The sequence below is a fragment of the Flintibacter muris genome (genome assembly GCF_943192995.1).
In the GTDB taxonomy this organism is placed as follows: Bacteria; Bacillota; Clostridia; order Oscillospirales; family Oscillospiraceae; genus Lawsonibacter; species Lawsonibacter muris.
Map to the genome: position 1 here is coordinate 252272 of NZ_CALPCP010000001.1, position 22467 is coordinate 274738.

General features: G+C 59.2%; 22 protein-coding genes. 13 read left to right on the forward strand and 9 right to left on the reverse strand.

Annotated features, from left to right (window positions below; all coding sequences use genetic code 11):
* Window positions 1-280 precede the first annotated feature (280 nt).
* Window positions 281-1411 (forward strand): tyrosine-type recombinase/integrase, encoded by a 1131-nt coding sequence (locus tag NFS22_RS01435; RefSeq protein WP_251315981.1) that lies wholly within the window; start codon window positions 281-283, stop codon window positions 1409-1411.
* A 128-nt stretch (window positions 1412-1539) separates the two neighbouring features.
* Here NFS22_RS01435 and NFS22_RS01440 read toward each other — a convergent pair whose 3' ends face one another.
* The 3 genes from NFS22_RS01440 to NFS22_RS01450 form a co-directional block, all read right to left on the reverse strand.
* The gene (locus tag NFS22_RS01440; protein ID WP_251315982.1) at window positions 1540-2742 is read right to left on the reverse strand and encodes an ATP-grasp domain-containing protein; all 1203 of its coding nucleotides are present in this window, start codon (window positions 2740-2742) and stop codon (window positions 1540-1542) included.
* A gap of 163 nt (window positions 2743-2905) precedes the next feature.
* Complete coding sequence (locus NFS22_RS01445) at window positions 2906-3652, reverse strand: esterase family protein (protein WP_251315983.1); 747 nt, start codon at window positions 3650-3652, stop codon at window positions 2906-2908.
* 43 nt (window positions 3653-3695) lie between these two features.
* Window positions 3696-4466 carry an alpha/beta hydrolase gene (locus NFS22_RS01450; RefSeq protein ID WP_251315985.1) on the reverse strand — a complete coding sequence of 257 codons (771 nt, stop codon included), beginning with the start codon at window positions 4464-4466 and terminating at the stop codon, window positions 3696-3698.
* Between the two features lie 279 nt (window positions 4467-4745).
* Here NFS22_RS01450 and NFS22_RS01455 point away from each other — a divergent pair, with 279 nt between their 5' ends.
* From NFS22_RS01455 to NFS22_RS01510, 12 genes are all read left to right on the forward strand, one after another.
* A complete protein-coding gene (locus NFS22_RS01455; RefSeq protein ID WP_251315986.1) occupies window positions 4746-5036 on the forward strand; it encodes a TfoX/Sxy family protein in 291 nt (96 codons plus the stop codon).
* Window positions 5011-5433: a GNAT family N-acetyltransferase gene (locus NFS22_RS01460; protein WP_251315987.1), complete on the forward strand. Its 423-nt coding sequence runs from the start codon at window positions 5011-5013 to the stop codon at window positions 5431-5433. The genes NFS22_RS01455 and NFS22_RS01460 overlap by 26 nt, the downstream gene beginning before the upstream one ends.
* Before the next feature lie 494 nt (window positions 5434-5927).
* Window positions 5928-7523: an MBL fold metallo-hydrolase RNA specificity domain-containing protein gene (locus tag NFS22_RS01465; protein WP_251315988.1), complete on the forward strand. Its 1596-nt coding sequence runs from the start codon at window positions 5928-5930 to the stop codon at window positions 7521-7523.
* A 105-nt stretch (window positions 7524-7628) separates the two neighbouring features.
* The gene (locus tag NFS22_RS01470) at window positions 7629-8534 is read left to right on the forward strand and encodes a DUF975 family protein (RefSeq protein WP_251315989.1); all 906 of its coding nucleotides are present in this window, start codon (window positions 7629-7631) and stop codon (window positions 8532-8534) included.
* Window positions 8535-8546: 12 nt separating this feature from the next.
* Window positions 8547-9167, forward strand: coding sequence for an NUDIX hydrolase N-terminal domain-containing protein (locus NFS22_RS01475; RefSeq protein WP_251315990.1), 621 nt, complete (start codon window positions 8547-8549; stop codon window positions 9165-9167).
* A gap of 147 nt (window positions 9168-9314) precedes the next feature.
* Complete coding sequence (lexA, locus tag NFS22_RS01480; protein WP_251315991.1) at window positions 9315-9932, forward strand: transcriptional repressor LexA; 618 nt, start codon at window positions 9315-9317, stop codon at window positions 9930-9932.
* A 625-nt stretch (window positions 9933-10557) separates the two neighbouring features.
* A complete protein-coding gene (locus NFS22_RS01485) occupies window positions 10558-10977 on the forward strand; it encodes a DUF3887 domain-containing protein (RefSeq protein ID WP_251315992.1) in 420 nt (139 codons plus the stop codon).
* Window positions 10978-10990: 13 nt separating this feature from the next.
* Entirely contained in the window at window positions 10991-11281 is a 291-nt protein-coding gene (locus NFS22_RS01490; RefSeq protein WP_251315993.1) for a hypothetical protein, read from the forward strand.
* A gap of 28 nt (window positions 11282-11309) precedes the next feature.
* Window positions 11310-13994, forward strand: a complete 2685-nt coding sequence (gene alaS, locus NFS22_RS01495; RefSeq protein WP_251315995.1) for an alanine--tRNA ligase — start codon at window positions 11310-11312, stop codon at window positions 13992-13994.
* 3 nt (window positions 13995-13997) lie between these two features.
* Window positions 13998-14537, forward strand: a complete 540-nt coding sequence (locus NFS22_RS01500) for a hypothetical protein (RefSeq protein WP_251315996.1) — start codon at window positions 13998-14000, stop codon at window positions 14535-14537.
* Between the two features lie 12 nt (window positions 14538-14549).
* On the forward strand, window positions 14550-15071 hold the full coding sequence (locus NFS22_RS01505; RefSeq protein ID WP_251315997.1) for a CbrC family protein: 522 nt from the start codon (window positions 14550-14552) through the stop codon (window positions 15069-15071).
* A 15-nt stretch (window positions 15072-15086) separates the two neighbouring features.
* A complete protein-coding gene (locus NFS22_RS01510; RefSeq protein ID WP_251315998.1) occupies window positions 15087-15260 on the forward strand; it encodes a DUF4250 domain-containing protein in 174 nt (57 codons plus the stop codon).
* Between the two features lie 102 nt (window positions 15261-15362).
* Here NFS22_RS01510 and NFS22_RS01515 read toward each other — a convergent pair whose 3' ends face one another.
* The 6 genes from NFS22_RS01515 to NFS22_RS01540 all read right to left on the reverse strand — a co-directional run bounded on the left by NFS22_RS01515 (window position 15363) and on the right by NFS22_RS01540 (window position 22427).
* Entirely contained in the window at window positions 15363-17675 is a 2313-nt protein-coding gene (locus tag NFS22_RS01515; protein ID WP_251315999.1) for an ATP-dependent Clp protease ATP-binding subunit, read from the reverse strand.
* 96 nt (window positions 17676-17771) lie between these two features.
* Window positions 17772-18464, reverse strand: coding sequence for a CvpA family protein (locus tag NFS22_RS01520; RefSeq protein WP_251316000.1), 693 nt, complete (start codon window positions 18462-18464; stop codon window positions 17772-17774).
* 203 nt (window positions 18465-18667) lie between these two features.
* A complete protein-coding gene (locus tag NFS22_RS01525) occupies window positions 18668-19849 on the reverse strand; it encodes a DUF5711 family protein (RefSeq protein ID WP_251316001.1) in 1182 nt (393 codons plus the stop codon).
* A gap of 6 nt (window positions 19850-19855) precedes the next feature.
* Entirely contained in the window at window positions 19856-20608 is a 753-nt protein-coding gene (gene truA / locus NFS22_RS01530) for a tRNA pseudouridine(38-40) synthase TruA (protein WP_251316002.1), read from the reverse strand.
* Between the two features lie 145 nt (window positions 20609-20753).
* Window positions 20754-21563, reverse strand: a complete 810-nt coding sequence (locus NFS22_RS01535; RefSeq protein ID WP_251316003.1) for an energy-coupling factor transporter transmembrane component T family protein — start codon at window positions 21561-21563, stop codon at window positions 20754-20756.
* A complete protein-coding gene (locus NFS22_RS01540) occupies window positions 21564-22427 on the reverse strand; it encodes an energy-coupling factor transporter ATPase (protein WP_251316004.1) in 864 nt (287 codons plus the stop codon). It lies immediately after the preceding gene.
* Window positions 22428-22467 lie beyond the last annotated feature (40 nt).

Sequence of the window (22467 nt, forward strand, 5' to 3'; positions counted from 1 at the left end):
GCCGCAGGCTGACTGAGGGGGCGTCCTTGTGATAGGTCTCCTTTGAACGAACTCCCTCCGTCACGGCTTCGCCGTGCCACCTCCCTCAAGGAGGGAGGCTTATTTCGATTTACGGGGGATACATCTGTGTCTTGCCCGGCAAAATCGACGATTTTCGACGGTTTTTGACATTTTTATCTTGTGTCCGGAGAAAGGATAGTCCATATTTTTTATCAGGGAGAATTTTCCACCAATTTCGGGGAAAAAATACCCAAAGATAAAGATATGGAGGTATATCACTATGGCAAGAAAGACTGTGGAGCGCAACATTTCCTACGACGACCAGCGGAAGATCTACTACGTAAGCATGGACCTGGGCAAGGACGCCAACGGCAAACGGATGAAGCGGTATCAGACCTACCGCACGCTGTACGCCGCCCGGATGGGGCTGAGGCAGTTTCTCATGCACAGAGAGGAGGAACTGCGCACCCCCAAGCACGACATGACTCTGGGCGACTGGCTGGAGAGCTGGATGGAAAATATCGTCCGCCCCACCCGGGCGGAGACCACCGTGTACGGCTACCAAAAGATCATTGACAACCACATTGTTCCCGCCCTGGGAGATACCCCTCTGCTCAAGCTCACCCCCATGGATATTCAGCAGTATTACATCCAGGTCCAGCAAAGCGCCAACCTGTCGGGCAACACTATGCGGCGGCACCACGACCTGCTGTCCTCCGCCCTGCGTTCGGCTGTGCGGCAGGATAAGCTTCTTGTCTCCCCCATGGACAAGGTGGAGCCCCCCAGAGCCAAGCAGAAAGAGGCCTCCTACTACCGCCCTGAGGAGCTCAAGCGGCTGTACGCCCTGCTGGAGGGCCACCCTCTGGAGCTGTGCGCCAAGCTGGCAGGCAGCCTGGGGCTCCGGCGGGAGGAAATCTGCGGCCTGAAATGGGAGTGTATCGACTACCAGCGGCAGCTGCTCTTCATCCGGGAGGCCCGCACCGCCTTTGGGGCTACCATTGTCCAGAAGGAGACCAAAACCCGCTCCTCCGTGCGCACCCTGTTCCTGTCCGCCGACATGGCTCAGCTGCTCCAGACTGAGCAGGAGCGGCAGAAGGAGCTATACCGCTCCGGACGGCTGCGGGAGCCCAGCCAGTTTGTGGTGCTGGACCACAAGGGCCTGCCCTACTCCCCTAATGCGCTGTCTCTGGCCTTTACCAGGTTTGTCAAGAAGAATGACCTGCCCCGGGTCACCCTCCACGGCCTGCGCCACTCCTTCGCCACCGTGGCCTCCTTCCAGGGGGTGCCTCTGTTCGATATCGGCAAGGCCCTCGGCCACGCCACCCCCGCCACCACCGGCAAAATCTACACCCACCTGGTGGACCACACCCATGAGGAAACCCTGATGAAGGTGTCTGATGCGCTGAAATAATTCTTCACCTTTTTTGCAGAGGCGGCCTGTAACTGCCCGTCTGCAAAAGCGGCCCCCTCAGTCAGCCTGCGGCTGACAGCATTTTCAAAGTTGCAAGGGGCGGTCCTTCCGGACCGCCCCTTGCTGTATTATTTTTCCTCCTTGCACAGCAAAACATCATGATAGAACTTGTCCAGCTGCTTCTGGGTGGAGAAGGTGGCCATATACATCTGGTTGCCCATGGCGTCGGACAGCACGTCGGGGATACGCTCCACCATTTTCATCTGCTGGCCATACTTCTTCATAATGGCCTCGTGGTCATAGACAAATGGCTTGCCGTCCCGCCGGCCGGCGAAGGCGCAGAAGGAGTGGGGGCCGTCCTCCAGGGTGGAGTGGTCAAAGGCGATCATGTCAGCCCAGATTTTGTACACATTGGTGGAGTTGGCAAAGTTCATCATATCCGGGCTGAACCCGCCGCAGGGGCGCATGTTGACCTCCAGGGCCACTATGTCCCCCTGTTTGCCCATGCCCTCCTGGTCCCGGGTCAGGCGGAAGAACTCAAAGTGGACAAAACGGCTCTTCACGCCAAAGCTTTTCACTGTGGCTCTTCCCGCCTTTCGGGTGTCGGCGGGCAGATTTTTGACGATATAATAGATGGAGTTATCCTCCTGGTTGACAATGTCCATAATAGACATGGGGGTGATGTTGCCCGTTTCAAAGATGGGCTCGCCCTTGGAGTTGATGATGGCGTCGTAGGAGTTGACCTCGGCGTAGATGAACTCTTCCATGATGTAGGTGACGTCCGGGTTTTTGGACTCTAAAAAGTCCTTCAGCTGCTGTAGATTTTCCAGCTTATGGGTGTCGCAGGCCCCTACCCCGTTGTCGGGCTTGACCACCACGGGGTAGTCCACCTCCTTGATAAAGGCTTTACACCCTTTCAGGTCGTCCACCATGTGGTACCGGGCGGTGGGGATGCCCACAGCCTGGTAGTATTCCTTCATTTTAGACTTGAATTTGATCCGGGAGATGTCAGCTGTCTGAAAGCCGCTGGTGATATGGAAGTCGGTGCGCAGGGCGGCGTCCCGCTCCAGCCAGTACTCGTTGTTGCTTTCCAGCCAGTCGATCCGGCCATATTTGTGGATAAAAAAGGCCACCGCCCGGTATACCGCCTCGTAGTCCTCCAGCGACCCCACCTTGTAGTACTCGTTCAGGCTGCCCTTCAGCTCGCCGGACAGCTCATCATAGGGCTGGTCACCAATGCCCAGCACATTCATCCCGTTGTTTTTCAGCTCCCGGCAGAACTGCCAGTAGTTGGTGGGGAAGTTCGGGGAAATGAAAACGACATTTTTCATGGTTCTCTCACACTCTCTCTTTTAATCTGAAAGCCTCCCTCTCTGAGGGAGGCGGCACGGCGAAGCCGTGTCGGAAGGAGTTCGTCCAGAGGAAGATATCGCAAGGATGGACTCCCTCAGTCAGCCTGCGGCTGACGGCTCCCGCAAAGGGGGGCGGGGCTGGTTACTGTCCCGGTTCGCCGCCCAGCAGCCAGGGGAAGAAATAGGCGGCCTGCTTGTACCACCAGGGCCAGTCGTGGGCGCAGTCGTGTCCCCAGAAGTCCACCCAGGTGTGGATTCTCTTCCGGTAGAAGATATCTGCCAGCTGACGGGTGCTGTCAGGGAGCTCCCAAGGGCCCAGGCCCACGCAGATGGCGGCCCGCTGGCTGTTGAAGAGCTCAATATAGGGGTGGTCCTGGGGCAGGTTGGCCATGTAGTGGACGGGGGAGTTTTGATAGACCACGCTGTCCATGTAGCCGTCGAAGCCATAGTCCGCAGTATAGATGCCGCTGAGGGCCAGCATGCCGTTAAACAGGTCGGGCCGCCGCAGGTAGAGGTTGGCGGCGTGGGTGGCCCCCAGACTGCACCCAAAGGAGATAATGCCCGGCTGCTTGGTCCGGTTCAGGATATAGGGAGCCATCTCCTTGGTGAGGTAATCCATCCACTGCTCATGGCGGCGGGCCCGCCAGCCGGGGTCGCCGGCCTTGTCGGACCAGGTCTCCTTGTCAATGGTGTCCACAGAGAAGACAATGATCTGCCCGGATTCGATCCAGGGGGCGAGGGTCTCGGCCATGTGGAAGTCGCCAAAGTCGTAAAACCGGCCGTCCTGACAGGGGATGTACAGCACCGGCCGGCCGGCCCGGCCGTAGACCATACACTCCATGTCCCGCCCCAGCGCAGGGCTGTAGTCAACAAGATATTGCGTGTCCATTTAAAAAGCCTCCCGTATTTTGCGGGGCGGGCAAAGCCCGCTCCTACATATCCAGTTCATACATCAGCGTATTGATAAAGAAGGGGTTCTGTTTTTCCCAGCTGGCCTCGCAGTGATCCCCCCCGGGGACAATGCGGCAGGTGAGCTTTACTCCCCGGGTGAGCAGCTGGCTCACCACCCGGGCGAACTGCCCCTGCATCAGCTCGTGGTTGCCCAGCTCCCGGGAGCCGTAGTCCATGTACAGCACGGTGTCAGAGCGCACAGCCGCCCCCCGCACCAGCCGGGCCAGCCGGTCGGGCGCCACCCACAGCGAGGGGGACAGGGCCGCCGCCCGGGAGAACACATGGTTGTACTCCAGCAGGGCGTACAGGCTCATCAGTCCGCCCATGGAGCTGCCCGCGATAAAGGTGTGCTGGCGGTCGGGCAGCGTGAGGTACTTTTTATCCACAGCGGGCTTGAAGGTTTTGACAAACCAGTCCATGGTAATCTTGCCCCGGCCCGTCACATGGCCAAAGTCGGGCTCGTAAAAGGTGTAGGGCGAGTACTCCGACAGTCGCCCGTTGTCCGGGTGGTGGTTGCACTCCACCGCCGCCACAATCAGAGGGACCTCAAAGGCATCCAGGTACTCCCCCAGCCCCCAGCTTTTGCCGTAGGTGGCGTCAGAGTCGAAAAAGACGTTGTGGCCGTCGAACATGTACAGCACCGGATAGTGCCGTTCCGGCTCCCAGTCGTAGGAGCGGGGCAGATAGAGATAGACTCCCCGGGTTTCCTCTCCAGTCAGCTCGGGGATGGTCACGTTCCATTTCTGAATCATGATAGTTCCCTCCCAGTTTCTTCTTTGATAGTTTATCACAGTGAAGTCCGGATTGCAATTCATCCCGGCCGTTTTTGCCGTATTTTTGGTTTGGGCCTCAAAAGAGAATAGGTATTTGTTGAATTTCACAAGTGGATATGCTAGAATGGGGCTGCACGGCAGCAATCGCCAGAGTCCGGCCCCCGCAGCGGGGAGCTGTGTCTTTTTGCGGGCGGCCAAAGGCCGTCCGTACAGAGCTGGTGTCAGTGCTTTTTACCTGTAATCCTGGGGGAGAACCATATGTCAGAATTAACCGCAATGCGAAATATTGGCAGGGAGATGGCCCGGAAACTCACCGCCGTGGGGATCGACTCCCCGGGCAAGCTGAGGCAGGTGGGTTCCAAGCAGGCCTATTTCCGGATAAAAGAGGTATTTCCCAATGTCTGTCTGGTACACCTGTACGCTCTGGAGGGGGCCGTCACAGACCGGGACTACAACCGCCTTCCGGAGGAACGGAAAAAAGACCTGAAACAGTTCAGTGACGTTTTAAGAGGGAGGACACAGCATGGTACGGAACATGAAGAGGGCTGACCTGGATGCCGTTGCGGATATTTGGCTGGACACCAATCTGAAAGCCCATAATTTTATCCCGGCCCAGTACTGGAGAAGTCATTTTGAGGCGGTAAAGGGGATGCTTCGAGAGGCAGAGCTGTACGTCTGGGAGGACGAAGGCGGAGTGCAGGGCTTTGTGGGCCTGGACGGGGACTATATCGCCGGTATCTTTGTCCGGGATGGAGCCCGGTCCCGGGGGATCGGCAAAACGCTGCTGGACCTTGCAAAGGGCCTGCGAAGCAGCCTGACCCTGAACGTGTACCAGAGAAACAGCCGGGCGGTAAGCTTCTACCTGCGAGAAGGCTTTTCCCTCCGGAGCGAGTCCGTAGACGAAAACACTGGCGAGACGGAATATTTGATGGGATGGGAAATATAAAGTGTCTCCAGCCATATTCGGAGTGGGATCTCCGCCGCTTCCGGCCGGGGATTTTCTATGAACAGGAATCGCTCACAAAAGAGGACATCGATCTGGTGGCTGGAGACTTCGGCTGTGTGCAGCATGGCGATGAACGAGATGACGAAGGTCTGGGCTGGCTGGAGGCCCGCTCTTTCACTACGGCCTTCGTAACGGGTAATCATGAAAACTGCGATGCCTTACGAAAATACCCGCTGAAGGAGTAGCGGGGCGACCCATCCGCCCCTCGATGATCCTGCTGGAGCGGGGACAGATATTTGACTTGAATGGGAAATGATTACCTGCAAAGTCAGTGGATTTTGCCGCGATATTCCCCCCTGGAACGCAAAAGCTCCTGATTGAATTTTGATTGCAAAATAAAAATTTTTGGATAAAATTCATAATTTGTTCTGGCTTTTTTCCGGAGCATCGTGTACAATAGAGACAAGCAACTCACATAAAAAGGAGGCTGTTCCATGAAACTGACATTTTTCGGTGCTGCCCATGCGGTTACCGGCAGCTGCCACTGTCTGGAGGTCAACGGCAAGAAGATACTTATTGACTGCGGCCTGGAGCAGGGCAAGGATGAGCATGACGCAAACGCGCTGGACTTTGCCCCCAATTATATCGACTATGTTCTGGTCACCCATGCCCACATTGACCACTCGGGACGTATCCCGCTGCTGGTAAAGGAGGGCTTCAACGGCCGCATCCTCACCACCAGTCTGACAGCCCAGCTGCTGTCCGTGATGCTGCGGGACTCCGCCCACATCCAGGAGGGGGACGCCCAATGGCACAACCAGAAGGGCAAGCGGGCCGGCCTGCCCCCGGTGGAGCCGCTGTACACCCTGGTGGATGCCGAGGAGGCTGTTCATATGCTGGAGACAGTGGAGTACGGCTGGCTCTTTGACTTGTGCGACGGGGTGAAGGTCCGTTTCAGCGACGCGGGCCATCTGCTGGGCTCCTCCATTTTGGAAGTTTGGGCCACGGAGGACGGCGTTACCAGGAAGATTGTTTTTTCCGGCGACCTGGGCAACCAGGATCAACCCATCATCCGGGACCCATCCTTGATCGACAGCGCCGATTACGTGGTGATGGAGTCCACCTACGGCGACCGGAACCACGAGCCCCCCAAGAGCTATACCGGAGCCCTGGCCAACCTGATTGACGAGGTCTTTTCCAGGGGGGGCAACATAGTCATTCCCTCCTTTGCCGTAGGCCGCACCCAGGAACTGCTGTACTACCTGCGGGAGATCAAACGGGACGGCCTGGTCAAATCGCTGCCCTCCTTCAAGGTCTATGTAGACTCCCCTCTGGCCTCTGAGGCCACCAAGATCTATTCGGGCAACCTCCACGGCTATCTGGATGAGGAGGCTATCTCCGTCATCCAGGGAGGTGAAAACCTCTTCACCTTCCCCGGCCTCACCCTTACCCAGTCCACCGAGGAGTCCCGGGCCCTGAACGAGGATAGAACCCCAAAAATCATCATCTCCGCCTCCGGTATGTGTGATGCCGGCCGCATCCGTCACCACCTGAAGCATAACCTGTGGCGTCCTGAATGCGCTGTGGTCTTTGTGGGCTACCAGGGGGAGGGCACCCTGGGCCGTTATCTGCTGGAAGGCGCCCGCTCCGTCAAGCTCTTCGGCGAGGACATCTCTGTCCGGGCCAAGATTGTCAACTTCAAGGGACTCAGCTCCCATGCTGACCGGGACCATCTGCTGCAATGGATTGAGCATTTTTCTCCCCGGCCTCAGCAGGTCTTTGTGGTCCACGGGGACCACGAGGTTACAGAGCTGTTCGCCAATGACCTGAACCAGCGGGGCATCCCTGCCCACGCCCCCCTCTATGAGGAGGTCTACGATCTTTCCACCAACTGCATGCTGGCCAAGGGCGTGGTGCTGGAGGTCAAGAAGACGGTGGGCTCTGCGGCAACCCCCTCCTCCGCCTATCTGCGCCTGCAAAACGTGTCCCACGACCTGGCCGACCTTATCGGCCGCAGCCGGGGCCGTCCCAACAAGGACTTGGCCAAGCTGGCCGACCAGATCAAGCAGATTATGGAGAAATGGGAATAAGTTTACAAATTCCACCCGGCGGGGGCTTGCCCCCGCCGGGCTTTTGGCATATAATACTGGCAGACGGCGGGACGTGCCCGCACATCACCAAGAACGGAGACTGTTATGGAAATCGACCGTATAGAACTCAAACGCCAGGCCAAAGAGCGCATGGACCTTACCCAACCCAGGTTTTGGGTGGTGGCTTTGGCCTTTCTGGCTATGACCACCGGGGTGTCCTGGCTGGTCAGCCTGATCCCCCTTCCCAGCGCGGGCCCCGGGCCCATTCCTGTCTTTGACCTGAACCTGTTCTTCCAGCTGCTGCTGATGCTGTACACCACTGTGGTTCGGTTTGGCCTGTGCCTCTGGGCCCTGTGGACCTACCGGCAGCTGGACCCGGACGTCAACGCCCTGACCCAGGGCTTCTCGGTGGCCGGGCGGGTGATTATCATGGAGCTGGGCATCTACCTGCGGGTCTTGGGGTGGTATTTTCTGGTGTCCATGTTCCTGTCCATGCCGGTTATGATCCTGCTCCTCACCGACAGCGGAGCCGGACTGGGCCTGTTCAGCCTTTTGATCTTTTTCGCCGGCCTGCTCGCCACCATCATCATCCTCCGGCTCCGCTTTGCTCTGGCCCCCTACCTGCTGGCCGACCGCCCTGACGACGGCCCTACCCTCCCCATCCGCCGCAGTGCCGCCCTGATGCGGGGCTGGAAGTGGGACTTGTTCAAGCTGGAATTCTCCTTTATCGGCTGGGACCTGATTAACCTGGCCCTGTCCAGCGGGGTAACCGCCTTTTTCCTCCACCGGGCCGGGCTGCTCACTCCAGACATCTTTCTCGATGAGGCACTGTTTGTCCAGGCCATGAACGTGATTTATTCCGCGCCGGTGGTCATTTTAAGCACGCTGGTCACCGTACCCATATCGCTGTGGCTGCTGCCCTACCGTTCCACAGCCCGGGCCGGCTTTTACGATGCCCGGATGCTGGCCGTCCCCACCGGGACCAACATGCCCCAAATGCCCCCGCTGTAAGGAGGACTCACTATGGAACAAAAACCCAAATGGCTGGAGTGGGCCACAGAGCTCCAGGCCCTGGCCCAGACCGGGCTGGAATACGGCCATGACAAATTCGACCTTGAGCGCTACCAGCGCATCCGGGAAATTTCCGCCCAGATTATGGCTCAGCATACCGGCCTCCCCCTGGAAAAGGTGACAGATCTGTTCTGCTGCGAGTCCGGCTACCAGACCCCCAAGCTGGACACCCGGGCCGCCATCTTTCAGGACGAAAAAATCCTTCTGATCCAGGAGAGTGACGGCCGCTGGGCCCTGCCCGGCGGCTGGGCCGATGTCAATATCACGGTGGGAGAAAATGCCGTCAAGGAGGTCAAGGAGGAGGCGGGGCTGGACGTATCCGTCCGCCTGGTCATTGCCCTCCAGGACCAGCACAAGCGCAACCGGCCCATGAACGCCTACAGTGTCTGCAAGGTGCTGGTGCTGTGCGATCTGCTGGGCGGCTCCTTCCAGCCCAACCTGGAAACGGTGGACAGCCGGTACTTTGCCCTGGAGGAACTGCCCCCGCTGTCTACCGGGAAGACCACCGCAGAGCAGATCAAGCTGTGCTTTGAGGCCTGCCACGCCAGCCACTGGACTACATTGATAGACTGACAAACCGGGGCGTTCTCTCAACGCCCCGATTTTCCAAAAAATGATGGAACATTCGTTTGACAATGGTGAGATTTTATGTTATAATCTTACTATTATTCAAATGGTCTGGTACTGGGGCGTCCCCCCCCGCTGAAAGGAGCCGTCACTATGGCTGAGCTGACCCGAAAACAACAGGAAATTTATAACTTCATCCTCTCCTTCACCAATGAACACGGCTACCCCCCCTCCGTGCGGGAAATCGGCGAGGCGGTGGGGCTGAAATCCCCCTCCACCGTCCACTTCCACATGAAGGGCCTGGAAAAGGCCGGCGTCATTGTCAAGGCGGAGGGCAAAACCCGGGCCATCTCCCTGCCGGGAGTCTCTATAAATCCGGTGGCTGAGGAGGTTGATCCCCGCGCCAACCAGGTGCCTGTTGTGGGTAACGTGGCCGCCGGCTCCCCCATTCTGGCTCAGGAGTGCATTGAGGATTACCTCACCTTCGATACCCAGGGTCTGTCCGGAGAACACTTTGCCCTGAAAGTGAGGGGTGAGTCCATGCTGGGCGCCGGCATCCTCCCTGATGACCTGGTGGTGGTCCACCGTCAGCAGATGGTCCGCAACGGCGAGATCGTGGTGGCTCTCTTTGAGGATGAGGCCACTGTAAAAACCTATCAGCGCCGGGATGGCCAGGTCTGGCTCCTCCCGGAAAACCCCGAGTACGACCCTATCGACGGCACCTACGCTGAGATTCTTGGCAAAGTGGTGGCCGTGGTAAGGCGGTATTAAAAAAGCCTCTCTTTGCAAGGGGGCGCGAAAAGGTTAGCGGCAGATTGGGGATAAGAAAGAGACATCACTAGTGTGTTGCCGTAGTGCGGGGGCTCCTTCTCCTCGGAGACATTGATCGAGGCCCAGTCCGCTTTCACGACTTTCAGGCAGCACCCAAGGTCACAAATGCGGCTATAATAGCGCTACTTCGCCCGATAGATGGGGTACTCGGCCCGAGATAGCAGAGTTTTCGGCCTCCTTTCCCTCAAAGCATAAAAAATAGAAGCGCATCGAGGTCTTTCGACCTTTCGCACTTCAATTAGTAAATCAACAGCCGCTGTAAAGTCCTTGGGGGCAGAAGAAAACGGTTGACAAACGGAGAAAATATGATAGAATAAATCCCGCAAAATGCGTTGAAGGAGTTAAGCGCGTCAAACAGCGGCCCAAAGCGAGAGGGGATAGTGAAAGCCCTTGGCCGGTTCACAGGCGCGCGCGCCGCTCCTGAGCGGCCCGGGACGACCGGGACGGCTGTCCCCGTTACGGACAAAAGAGACGCCCCGTTTGCGGGGATAATCAGGGTGGTACCGTGGAAGCTTCCGCCCCTGACATATGGTCAGGGGCGGTTTTTTGTGGAAAGGAGGGAACAATGAAAAAATGCTTGATCCTGTTAGCGGCAGCAGCTGTGCTCCTGCTGTCCGGGTGTAAGGTCTCTGGCAACCCCCTGCCCCAGGGGATGGAGGAGGATACCGTCCTGGAGCAGGGCCGGGAGATTGTCGCAATGCTGAACGGAGGGGAGTGGCAGGAGGTATACAGCCTCCTCCGGGCGGACGCCCAGGAGACCTCCAGCCCGGAAGCCATCCAAAGCTATATGGAGGAGCGGCTGGACAAGGCCGGGGCCTACAAGTTGGAGACCGAGGCTATGGCCACCGGGCAGAAGATTAAGGATACCGGCGAGGAATATGGCACGGCGGTGTTCTACTGCAAGCACGAGAAGAAGAGCCTCATGTACCGGATTGCCTACAGCACAGATATGGAACTGATGGGCATTGAGGTTACAGTGCGGTAAGAGAGGTGGAACGGTGAAGGATATTGGCCTTGTAATTGCCGCGCTCAGGGAGTTGTCCGGCTGGGTGTCCTTTTCTGAGGGGAACCGGCAGAGACTTGACGCGGCAGTAGAGCAGCTGGAGCGCTGGCCCTCGTTGAGCGAGGCGGAGCGCAAGAAGCTGAAACTTCTGCTCTCCCGGGAGGGGATGTTTCACATCCGCTGGCTGGGCGATCTCTATGTGCCTGATTTCATAGGAGAAGGCACGGGGGATCCCTGGTGGAACTATTTGGATAAGATTGCGAAAATCTGCCAGAAAAATCTGTAAAATTTGTTATATCTTGGAGGTAATCAACATGAAAGAACCCAAACCCTACGGCCTGAACGAGCTGCGGGAGATGTTTTTGAAATTCTTTGAGAGCAAGGGCCATCTCCGTCTGCCCAGTTTCTCCCTGATCCCCCAGAACGACGCCTCTTTGCTGCTCATCAACAGCGGCATGGCCCCCATGAAGCCCTGGTTCACCGGGGAGGAGGAGCCCCCCCGCCACCGGGTATGCACCTGCCAGAAGTGCATCCGTACCGGCGACATTGAGAATATCGGCAAGACCGCCCGCCACGGCACCTACTTTGAGATGCTGGGCAACTTCTCCTTCGGCGACTACTTCAAAAAAGAGGCCATCCCCTACGCCTGGGAGTTTCTGACCAGCCCGGAGTGGGTGGGGCTGGACCCTGAGCGGCTGTACCCCTCCGTCTTCGCCGGCAATGAGACCACCCCTGCCGACGACGAGGCCTTCCGTATCTGGAACGAGGTCATCGGCATCCCCAAGGAGCGTATCTTCAAGTTCGGCAAGGAGGACAACTTCTGGGAGCACGGCTCCGGCCCCTGCGGCCCCTGCTCTGAGATCTACTACGACCGGGGCGAGCAGTGGGGCTGCGGCAAGCCGGGCTGCACCGTGGGCTGCGACTGCGACCGGTATATCGAGGTGTGGAACGTGGTCTTCTCCCAGTTTAACAACGACGGCGAGGGCCATTACGAGGAGCTGAAGCAGAAAAATATCGACACCGGCATGGGCCTGGAGCGGCTGGCCTGCGTCTGCCAGGGGGTGGCCTCCCTGTTCGACGTGGACACGGTGATGAATATCACCAACAAGGTCAGCGAGATCACCCGCGCCCACTACGGCGAGAGCCATGAGAAGGATGTCTCCCTCCGGGTGATTACCGACCACATCCGCTCCGCCACCTTCATGATCTGCGACGGTGTGCTCCCCTCCAACGAGGGCCGGGGCTACGTCCTGCGCCGCCTGCTCCGCCGGGCCGCCCGCCATGGCAAGCTGCTGGGGGTAAACGAGCCCTTCCTGTACACCGTGTGCGACACCGTCATCCACGAGAACGAGGGCCACTACCCCGAGCTGCGGGAGCGGCAGGACTATATCACCAAGGTTATCCGGGTGGAGGAGGAGAACTTTTCCAAGACCATCGACGGCGGCCTGAAAATCTTCAACGACATGCTCAAGGGCCACCAGGAGAAGCAGGAAAAAACCTTCTCCGGGGCGGACGCCTTTAAGCTCTACGACACCTACGGCTTCCCCGTGGACCTGACCTTGGAGATGGTGGAGGAGCAGGGGATGAAGCTCAATGAGGAGGAGTTCCGCCAGCTGATGGAGGAGCAGCGCCAGCGGGCCCGGAAGGCCCGGGAGGCCCTGGGCGACCTGGGCTGGGCCGGGGTGGAGTTCGGCAAGGAGGTGCCCGCCACCGAGTTTGTGGGCTACGATAAGAGCACGATCAGGGATGCCAGGGTGGTGGCCATTGTCGTAGAAGGTGAGCTGGTGGACGAGATCATGGGCGGCGGAGAGGCCATTGTGGTGCTGGACAAGACTCCCTTCTACGCCGAGATGGGCGGCCAGGTGGCCGACCACGGCACAATTACCCATGACAGCGGACGCGGGATGCTGTTTGAGGTTACCGACGTGCAGAAAAATAAGGGCGGCAAGTATATGCACTACGGCAAGCTGATGGAGGGCTCCATCAAAGTGGGAGGCACCGTGTACGCCTCCATTGACAACAGCCGCCGCCGGGCTGTCATGCGGGCCCACTCCGCCACCCACCTGCTGGACAAGGCTCTGCGTGAGGTGCTGGGGGACCACGTCCACCAGGCCGGCTCCCTGGTGGAGCCCGACCGCCTGCGCTTCGACTTTACCCACTTTAACGCCATGACTCCAGAGGAACTGGCCCAGGTCAGCGCCATGGTCAATGAGGCGGTGCTGGACGGGTATGACATCGTCACCGAGGAGCTGCCCATTGAGGAGGCCAAGAAAAAGGGCGCCATCGCCCTGTTCGGCGAGAAGTACGGCGATATGGTTCGGGTAGTGGACATGGGCAGCGGCTACTCCGTGGAGTTCTGCGGCGGCACCCATCTGGACAACACCGCCAAGGTGGGCGTGTTCCACATCACCAGCGAGTTCTCTGTGGCCGCCGGTGTGCGCCGCATTGAGGCCACCACCGGCCGGGTGTCGCTGGAGACCATGAACCGCAATCAGGAGATGATCTTCCAGACGGCGGCGGCCCTGAAGGCCAAGCCCGGCGAGCTGCGGGAGAAGGCGGAGGCCGCTATGGCCGAAATGAAGGCCCTGCGCCAGCGCATTGAAAAGCTGCTGGCCAAGGAGGCCGCCGGTGAGACCGACCGTATCCTCTTCGGCGCCCACGAGGTGGGCGGATTGAAGGTCCTCACCTCCGTGATCCCCGAGGCCGACGCCCAGCGCCTGCGCCAGATGGGCGATATCCTCAAGGACCGGGAGCCCAACGTGGTGGCCGTGCTGGCTGCGGTCAGCGGGGAGAAAATCACCTTCCTGTGCGTCTGCGGCAAGGAGGCCGTGAAAAAGGGCATCAAGGCCGGGGACATCATCAAACAGGTGTCCGCTATCGCCGGCGGCTCCGGCGGCGGCAAGCCCGACTCCGCCATGGGCGGCGGCAAGGACCCCCTGATGGTGGACAACGCCCTGGCTATGGTGGACAACGTGGTATCTATGAAGCTGGGGATGTGAGCCATGACCCGAGATGATTTAAAGCGCTTCCGGGCGCTGGACATCGATTTTTGTGCCCTTGATCTTTCGGACGGCGGACCGGACTTTGAGTACTTCTGTACCCCCGTGGGGGCGGAATGCGTAGGCTGCCTGGGCTGGGACGGCATCCACTTTGTCATCCTGCCCGGAGACGAGCGGGTGTTCTGTGTGGACCCCTGGGGAAGGGAGGGCGAATATGTACTCCCCGTAGGGCAGGATTTCCGGGAGTTTCTCTCCTTTGTCCTCTACTGCCAAGGGGCCAGTTCGCTTTCCTTGTTCTACCACATGACCGAGGACCAATTCCGCCATAGCTTGAAGGAAATTTCCGATGGCCGGCGCAGCGGGGAAGATCCGGAGTTCTGGGCCAGGCTGGATGCAATTCTGGACGTTGTCGCCCAGGAGTTTGATCTGACCCCCGCCGACCCCTTTGAAAAAGTAAAGACCCTCCAGGCCGAGTTTGATCCGTCAGTGCTGAATTTCTCCGACGAGTACTACGACGTACTGGGCCTGGAGCGGCCGGAATAAGGAGTCTTTTTCATGAAAAACAACCTGCCTGTATTTAAATACCACCCGGACCCCTTCGCCACCGGCGTGTTTGAGGAACGGGAGCAGCCGGTTACCTGTCCCTGCTGCGGGGAGAAGACCTCTGTGGTCTATACAGGCCCCTTCTACTGTGTGGAGGAGGTGGAAAACCTGTGCCCCGGCTGCATCGCCAGCGGGGCGGCGGCGGAGAAGTACGACGGGGCGTTCCAGGACAGCGAATCCACCGACGAGGTGGACGATCCCGACAAGGTGGACGAGCTGGTCAGCCGCACCCCCGGCTACTGCGGCTGGCAGCAGGAGTACTGGCGGGCCCACTGCGGCGACTTCTGCGCCTACCTGGGGGATGTGGACTACCAGGGGCTGGTGGACCGGGGCATCCTGGAGGAGGTTTTGGAGGATCCGGAGCTGGACGGCTGGCTCCGTGACAACCCCCAGTCCCTGGGGTGCAACCCCTACGGGTATCTCTTCCGGTGCCTCCACTGCGGAAAGCACCTGCTCCAAACCGACTACGATTAGAGAGGAGAATGCTCCATGCTTCCCCAGGACCCTATCATCCTGCTCAGCTATGTGAACACTAAGCTGCGGGATGAGTACTCCAGCCTGGATGAGCTGTGCGCCGCTCTGGACGCGGACAAAGAAGCGCTGGTCCAAACACTGAAGGGTGTAAACTATACCTATCATCCGGAGCGGAATCAATTCGTATAACAATCAATAAACCGCACCCCACTTGTTAGATAGTATGCCATACCTGTCTAACAAATGGGGTGCGGTTTATTCTGTGGACCGTACTTGTGCGGTCCTTTGATTTTACATCGCCAGCAGCTCCAGCTTTTCCCCGTCAGAGACGGCCTTGAACTGAGACACAGGGCTCTGCCAGCCCTCAATCAGGCGGACAGCAATGGCGTCTTCCAGCTCTTTCTGGATCAGTCGGCGCAGGTTTCGGGCGCCGTAGGTGGCGGAATAAGATTTCTTTACCAGGTAATCCAGCAAAGTTTCATCCCAAGTAAAGTGGATGTCCTTTTCCTTCAGAGTCTCCACCAGCTCCTTGAGCATAAGGACGGCGATACTCTTAAAGTTATCCTCAGACAGCTGGTTGAAGTAGACGATTTCGTCCACCCGGTTGATGAACTCGGGGCGGAGGAAGTCGTTCAGCGCCTTCATAGCCCGGTCCTTGCCCTGCTCATTGGCGGTGCGGCCAAAGCCCACCGAGCCGCCTCCCTTGGTGCTGCTCCCGGCGTTGGTGGTCATCACAATCACCGTGTTCTCAAAGTTGACAGTTCGTCCGTGGGCATCGGTAATGCGGCCGTCGTCCAGTACCTGGAGGAGGATGTTCAGTACGTCTGGGTGGGCCTTCTCGATCTCGTCAAAGAGGACCACCGAGTAGGGCTTGCGGCGGATTTTTTCCGTCAGCTGGCCGGCCTCGTCATAGCCTACATAGCCCGGAGGAGAGCCGATAATCCGGGAGACGGCGTGTTTCTCCATAAATTCGGACATGTCCAAGCGAATGAGGGACTCGGGGGTGTCGAACAGGTCGGCGGCCAGCTGTTTGACCAGCTCGGTCTTGCCCACGCCGGTGGAGCCCACAAAGATGAAGGAAACCGGCTTGCGCTTGGGGGAGATGCCCACCCGGCCCCGGCGGATGGCGGCGGAGACGGCCTTCACCGCCTCGTCCTGACCGATCACGTGTCCCTCCAGCCGTTCCTCCAGCTTAGCCAGCCGCTGGAACTCCTGCTCCTGAATGCGGCTGGCCGGGATGTTGGTCCAGAGCTCGATGACGTTGGCCAGGTGTTCCTCGTTCAGGGCGGGGTGGGCCTCCTCCTCCAGACTCTTTTTCTCCTCCCCCAGGCGCAGCTCCAGGCTCTTGATGTCGGCCAGCCGCTTGTAGGCATCGTCGGTGCCGGCGGCCATCATGACCTCCTTTTCCTTGGCCAGGTCGGCCAGCTCTTTGTCCACCTCGTTGAGGCGGGCCAGGGCCTTGTTGTGGAGATTTACGTTGGAGCAGGCCTCATCAATCAGGTCAATGGCCTTGTCAGGGAGATAGCGGTCGGTGATATACCGCTCGCTCATGGTGACGGCCAGACGGCACATGGCGGGGGAGACAGTCACCTGATGGAAGGACTCATAGTAGGGGACAATGCCCTCAATAACCTTCACGCTGTCCTCAATGGAGGGCTCCTCCACAATAACGGGCTGGAAGCGGCGCTCCAGGGCGGTGTCCTTCTCAATATGCTTGCGGTACTCGTTGAGGGTGGTGGCCCCAATAACCTGGAGCTCTCCCCGGCTGAGGGCGGGCTTGAGGATGTTGGCGGCGTTCATAGACCCCTCGGCGTCTCCGGCGCCCACAATGGTGTGGACCTCGTCGATCACCAGAATGATATTGCCCAGCTTTTTGATCTCCTCAATGAGGCCCTTCATGCGGCTTTCAAACTGGCCCCGGAACTGGGTGCCCGCCACCAGGGCGGTGAGGTCCAGCAGATAGACCTCCTTGTCAATCAGCTTGTAGGGCACATCCTTGTTGGCAATCCGCTGGGCCAGTCCCTCAGCAATGGCGGTTTTGCCCACGCCAGGCTCACCAATGAGGCATGGGTTGTTCTTCTGCCGGCGGTTCAGAATCTGCACCACCCGCTCCAGCTCCCGCTCCCGGCCGATCAGCTTATCCAGCTTGCCCTCCTGGGCCCGCTTGGTAAGGGAGATGCAGTAGCTGTCTAAAAACTTCCGCTTGGTGGGCTTGGCCTGGCCCTTCTCACCCCGGGAGGACGGGGGGGAGGAGCCCTCGCCGGAGGAGGGGGCGGGGGAGGAGGAGCCGCCAAAGAGCTGGTTGAGGAAGGGGAAGGTAGCGGTGCGGCCGTCATCCTCCTCGCTGTCCTCGTCCTTGGCGGGGGACAGCATGCTCTCCATCCCCTCGGCGCCGCCGAAGGCGGACATCATTTCAGTGGTGAGGTTGTCCAGGTCCTCATCGCTGATGCCCATCTTTTTCATCATGTCGTCAATGGGTTTGATCCCCATTTCCCGGGCGCACTTGAGACACAGACCCTCGTTTTTTGAGGCGCCGCCCTCTAATTTTGTAATAAAGATCACCGCCACATTTTTGCCGCAGCGGCTGCACATGGTAGGCTGCATAGTGAATACGCTCCTTTCAGGAAAAGTCCACGTTTGGGGAGATGATACCCCCTAATTATGAACTGGGTATGAATTTTCCCCTGAGAAATATAGACTTTAGAGGAAAAAAGACAAAAGACTGGTTGTACAGAAGAATTTCAGCAAAAATGTGTGGGCAACTGCCTCTTGGGGGATGAAGCTGTCTTTAAGCAGCCAGGCGGCGATAAACAGCACCAGCACCCCCTTTACAAGGCCGGCGGCGGCCCCGCCCCAGCGGTTTACGGTGCTGAGGACGGGCAGATGGGCCACCAGGTCCAGGGCATGGCTGATAAAGAACCAGGCGATTAAAATAACAAAGAAGGCAACCGCAAAAATGACAATCCGGGCAATCTGCACCGCCACAAAATGGGCCAGGGCCTGGGCGGCGTGGGTGACAATCCCGGCGGCTTTGTCATCTACCGCGTTCCGGAAAGCCTCCGCATAGCCCTGAAAGCGGGATTCCCTCAGGGGCTCCAGCAGCTCATCCAGGGGGAGCTGGGCCAGCCAGTCGTTTTCCTCCGCGGAGCCGGTTTCCGCCGGGGAACGCTGGTAATAGCTGGTTACCATATCGTGTATGTGGCTGGTTACCGCAGGCTCAATGGCTTTGGCCACCGGCTCAGCCAGGGCGTCGGAGAGAAAAGAGGCCCCGATCAACGCCACAAAGACGGCCAGCAAGGAGCACAGGGTAAGCACAAGCCCCTTCTTATAGCCCAACCAGACGAAGAAAATCAGGATGGCCAGAATTGCCAGGTCGTAGAACAAAAAATTCATAAAATTCCTCCAAATGGCTTGCAAGCCCTGTTTGCTTCCTATGTTTTGCTCCGTAAATAATGAATTTATCACAATCATCAGCTTTGCTGGCGTATGTAGGGGCGGTCTTTGGCCGCCCGCCTGTTGCAGACAGAGCTATTTGGTTCTGCGGGCAGCCAAAGGCCGCCCCTACAGCTCCCATGTCAGCAATTTTGAAGCGAAAGCTAGGGGATATACAGCCAGGCCTGCTGGTCGCTGGCCAGCACAGCGGAACCGTTGGCAGCCAGGGCCACCTTTCGGGCAGCGCGGGTATTTTCCAGGCCGGCGTACAGCTCAAAGCTGCTGTTGTAGACGGACAGCTGGCTGCCGGTGAGCAGGGCGAAGGAGTCGCCGGCGGCGGAGTAGTCCAGCACCTGGCCGGTGAGGGGGAGGGACTGGGTCACCTGAGCGGAGCTGTCGATACGCAAAGCCTGGGTGGCTCCCCCGGAGCGGTACTGTCCCACCAGCAGCAGGGCAAAGCCGTTGCCGCCCAGGGAACAGCCCTTTAGATAGTTGGGGCTGATGTAGTAGGTTTGAACCGTCTCCCCCTCAATGCCGAGGGTAACGGTGAGCAGCCGGTCCTCCCCCACCAGCCAGACCACGCCCTCGTCAAAGTCCATATCCAGCACGGTAAAGCTGCCCAGATCGATCTGGGCGAAGGGCTCCTCGTGATTTACTCTGTAAAGGAGCAGGCGGCTGAAAAAGGAGCCGTTCTGCTGTCCGATAGTGACCACAGCCACGGTCTGCCCGTCGGGGGAGACGGCGGCGTCCACGGCGAAGGTGGAGGACAGGCTAATCTGGATGACCGGCTCCCCCCTGCGGTCGTAGACAGTGACCGCCCCCTTGTAGCCGCTCTGCTGGGCGGTGACGGCCAGCCAGCCCCCCTCGTTGGGCCGGGCGGACAGCAGGTCGGCGCCGCCGCTGAGGGACAGGGAGAAGTACTCCTCCCCGCCGCGGAAGGCGAACAGGGACTGGTTTCCCGCGTCATACGCCACCGCTGTGGTGTGGGAGGCGCACAGCACCGGGTTCTCCATGGACCGCACCTCCTCGGCCAGCTGCTGGCCGTCCAGGCCGTAGTAGTGGGCCCCGGCGGCGGAGGCGGTGACCACGCCGCTGTCCAGATAGGCAATGGACAGCTTGTCGCCCCCGGCGTGGGAGAAGGGAGCGGCCTCGCCGGTGATGCTGGTGTCCATGTTCCGGTAGGTCAGCCAGCGCTTGACCGTATTGATGTTGATGCTGTCCCGGTAGACCACCAGCGTCATGGACAGCAAAACCAGTGCCGCTGTTGCCAGCATGGCCAGCAGCCGAAAAAAGCGATTCGGTTTTTGCAGCCGCTTGGGCGCGGGCGTGTTTTTCTTCTCGTCCATACTTACTTATAAAATGTCCTCTTCATACCACAATCTTGTCATGTAAAGCCCGCCGGGAGGGACGGTGGGACCGGCCAGCGTCCGGTTGCCCGACTCCAGAATGGCGGGGATATCCTCCGGGGCCAGCTTGCCCTCGGCGGCGTAGACAATGGTGCCCACCATGGCCCGGACCATGTTGTACAAAAACCCGTTGGCGCACACCCGGCACTCAATCAGCTCGCCCTGGCGCGCCACCTCAAACCAGTATACCGTGCGGACGGTGGTTTTGGTTTCCGTCCCCACCGAGCGCACCGCCCGAAAGTCGTGGGTACCCACAAACTGGGCGGCCGCCCTGGACATGATCTCCTCATCCAGATGCTTTGGGTAGAACCAGGCGCGGTTGACATAAAAAGGATTGCCCAGCCGGGAGTTGTAAATGCGGTAGGTATATTCCTTCTTCTGGCAGGAGCCGATGGCGTTGAAGGAGTCGGGCACCTGGGTGGCCTTCACCACCACGATATCGTCAGGCAGACGGGTGTTCACCGCCAGAGGGAGCTTGTCCAGAGGGATGCGGGAGGCAGTACGAAAATTGGCCACGTAGGTCTCGGCGTGAACCCCCGCGTCGGTACGGCCCGCCCCGGTACACTTGACCGGATGGCCCACAGTGGCCGCCAGCGCCTTCTCCAGCGTCTCCGCCACCGAGACGGCGTTCTTCTGCACCTGCCACCCGTGGTAGGCCGAGCCGTTGTACATCAGCTTTAAAGCAACATTGCGTTCCATCGTAAAACCTTCCGTTCAGAAAATCCCCCGTCCCGCCCGCGGGCGTCAAAGCCTCCAGGCGGAGCCCCTTTCCAAAGGGGCCTTTTGGGCGCTTATCTGTTCACTTCCCGTTTGTCGGTCAGGCCCAGGAGGTAATTTGTATGCCTTACAGCCCAAAGTGTCCCAGCACCCCAACGCCCACGGTGATGGCCAGGAAGAGGAACAGCGTAAAATAGTCGCCCCCCCGGTATTTCAGCTGGCGCAGGCGGGTTCTCCCCTCGCCGCCGTGGTAGCAGCGGCATTCCATGGCTGTGGCCAACTCGTCGGCCCGGCGGAAGGCGGAGATAAACAGGGGCACCAGCAGGGGCAGCAGGGCGCGGGCCCGCTGGATCAGGTTTCCGTTTTCAAAGTCGGCCCCCCGGGCCCGCTGGGCGGACATGATTTTGTCCGTCTCCTCAATCAGGGTGGGAATAAACCGCAGGGCAATGGACATCATCATGGCCAGCTCGTGGACGGGCACCCGGATTTTCTTGAGCGGGTTGAGCAGCGACTCCAGCCCGTCGGTGAGCAGGATGGGGGAGGTGGTGTAAGTGAGCAGAAAGGTTCCGGAGATAAGCATCATAATCCGGATGACCATGAAAAAGGCCTGGTATACCCCCTCCAGGGTAATGGTAAAAATCCAAAAATGGGCCAATACGGTGTCACCCGGGGTATAAAACAGGTTGAGTATGGCGGTAAACACCACAATGAACAAGACCGGCTTGAGCCCCCGCAGGATGGACTTGGGCGGCACCCTGGACACGGCAATGGAGCCGGCCAGCACCACAAACATAATAGCGTAGGTGATAAACCAGCTGGCCAGGAACAGGGCCACAATATAGAGCACCACGGCGATCAGCTTGGTCCGGGGGTCCAGGCGGTGGACCGGGGAATTGCCGGGGAAAAATTGTCCCAGGGTAATGTCCTTCAGCGCCATTCAGCCCACCCCCTTTTTCAGCTTGGCCAGGATGGCCGCCTTGGCCTGGTCCAGGGTATAGACCGACGGGTCGATATCAACGCCCAAGGCCCGCAGCCGGTGAAATACCCGGGTCAGCTGAGGTACGCCCAGACCCATGCTCTCCAGCTCCTCCCCGTGCCGGAAGACCTCCCGGGGGGTGCCCTGAAAGGGAATTTTTCCATCGTTGACGGCCACCAGCCGGTCCACTGAACGGGCCACCTCCTCCATGGAGTGGGACACCAGAATGATGGTGGCGTTGTGGGCCTGGTGGTACTCCCGGATGTTGCCCAAAATGGACTCCACCCCCTCCGGGTCCAGCCCGGCGGTGGGCTCGTCCAGGATGAGCACCTTGGGCTCCATGGCGATCACGCCGGCAATGGCCACCCGGCGCTTCTGGCCGCCGGACAGCTCAAAGGGGGACTGTTCCAACTGGTCGTCCCGCAGGCCCACAAAGTAGGCGGCGGAGCGCACCCGGCGGTCAATCTCCTTCTCGTCCAGCCCCATATTTTTGGGGCCGAAGGAGATGTCCTTATAAACCGTCTCCTCAAAGAGCTGGTACTCCGGATACTGGAACACCAGCCCCACCTGGAATCGGGTCCTTTTGGTGACTTTAGGGTCGGACCAGATGTCCGTGTTCTGAAAGAGCACCGCCCCCGAGGTAGGCTTGAGCAGGGCGTTGAGATGCTGGATCAGAGTGGACTTGCCCGACCCGGTGTGGCCAATGACGCCCAGATACTCCCCAGAATAGGCGCAGAAGTCCACGCTGTCCAAGGCCGTGTGCTCAAAGGGCGTTCCGGCGGAATAGATGTGGGTAAGCTGCTTGGTTTCAATGATGGGCTGCATAAAGATCATCCTTATTGTAGTGGTACACGCCCAAAGGGTC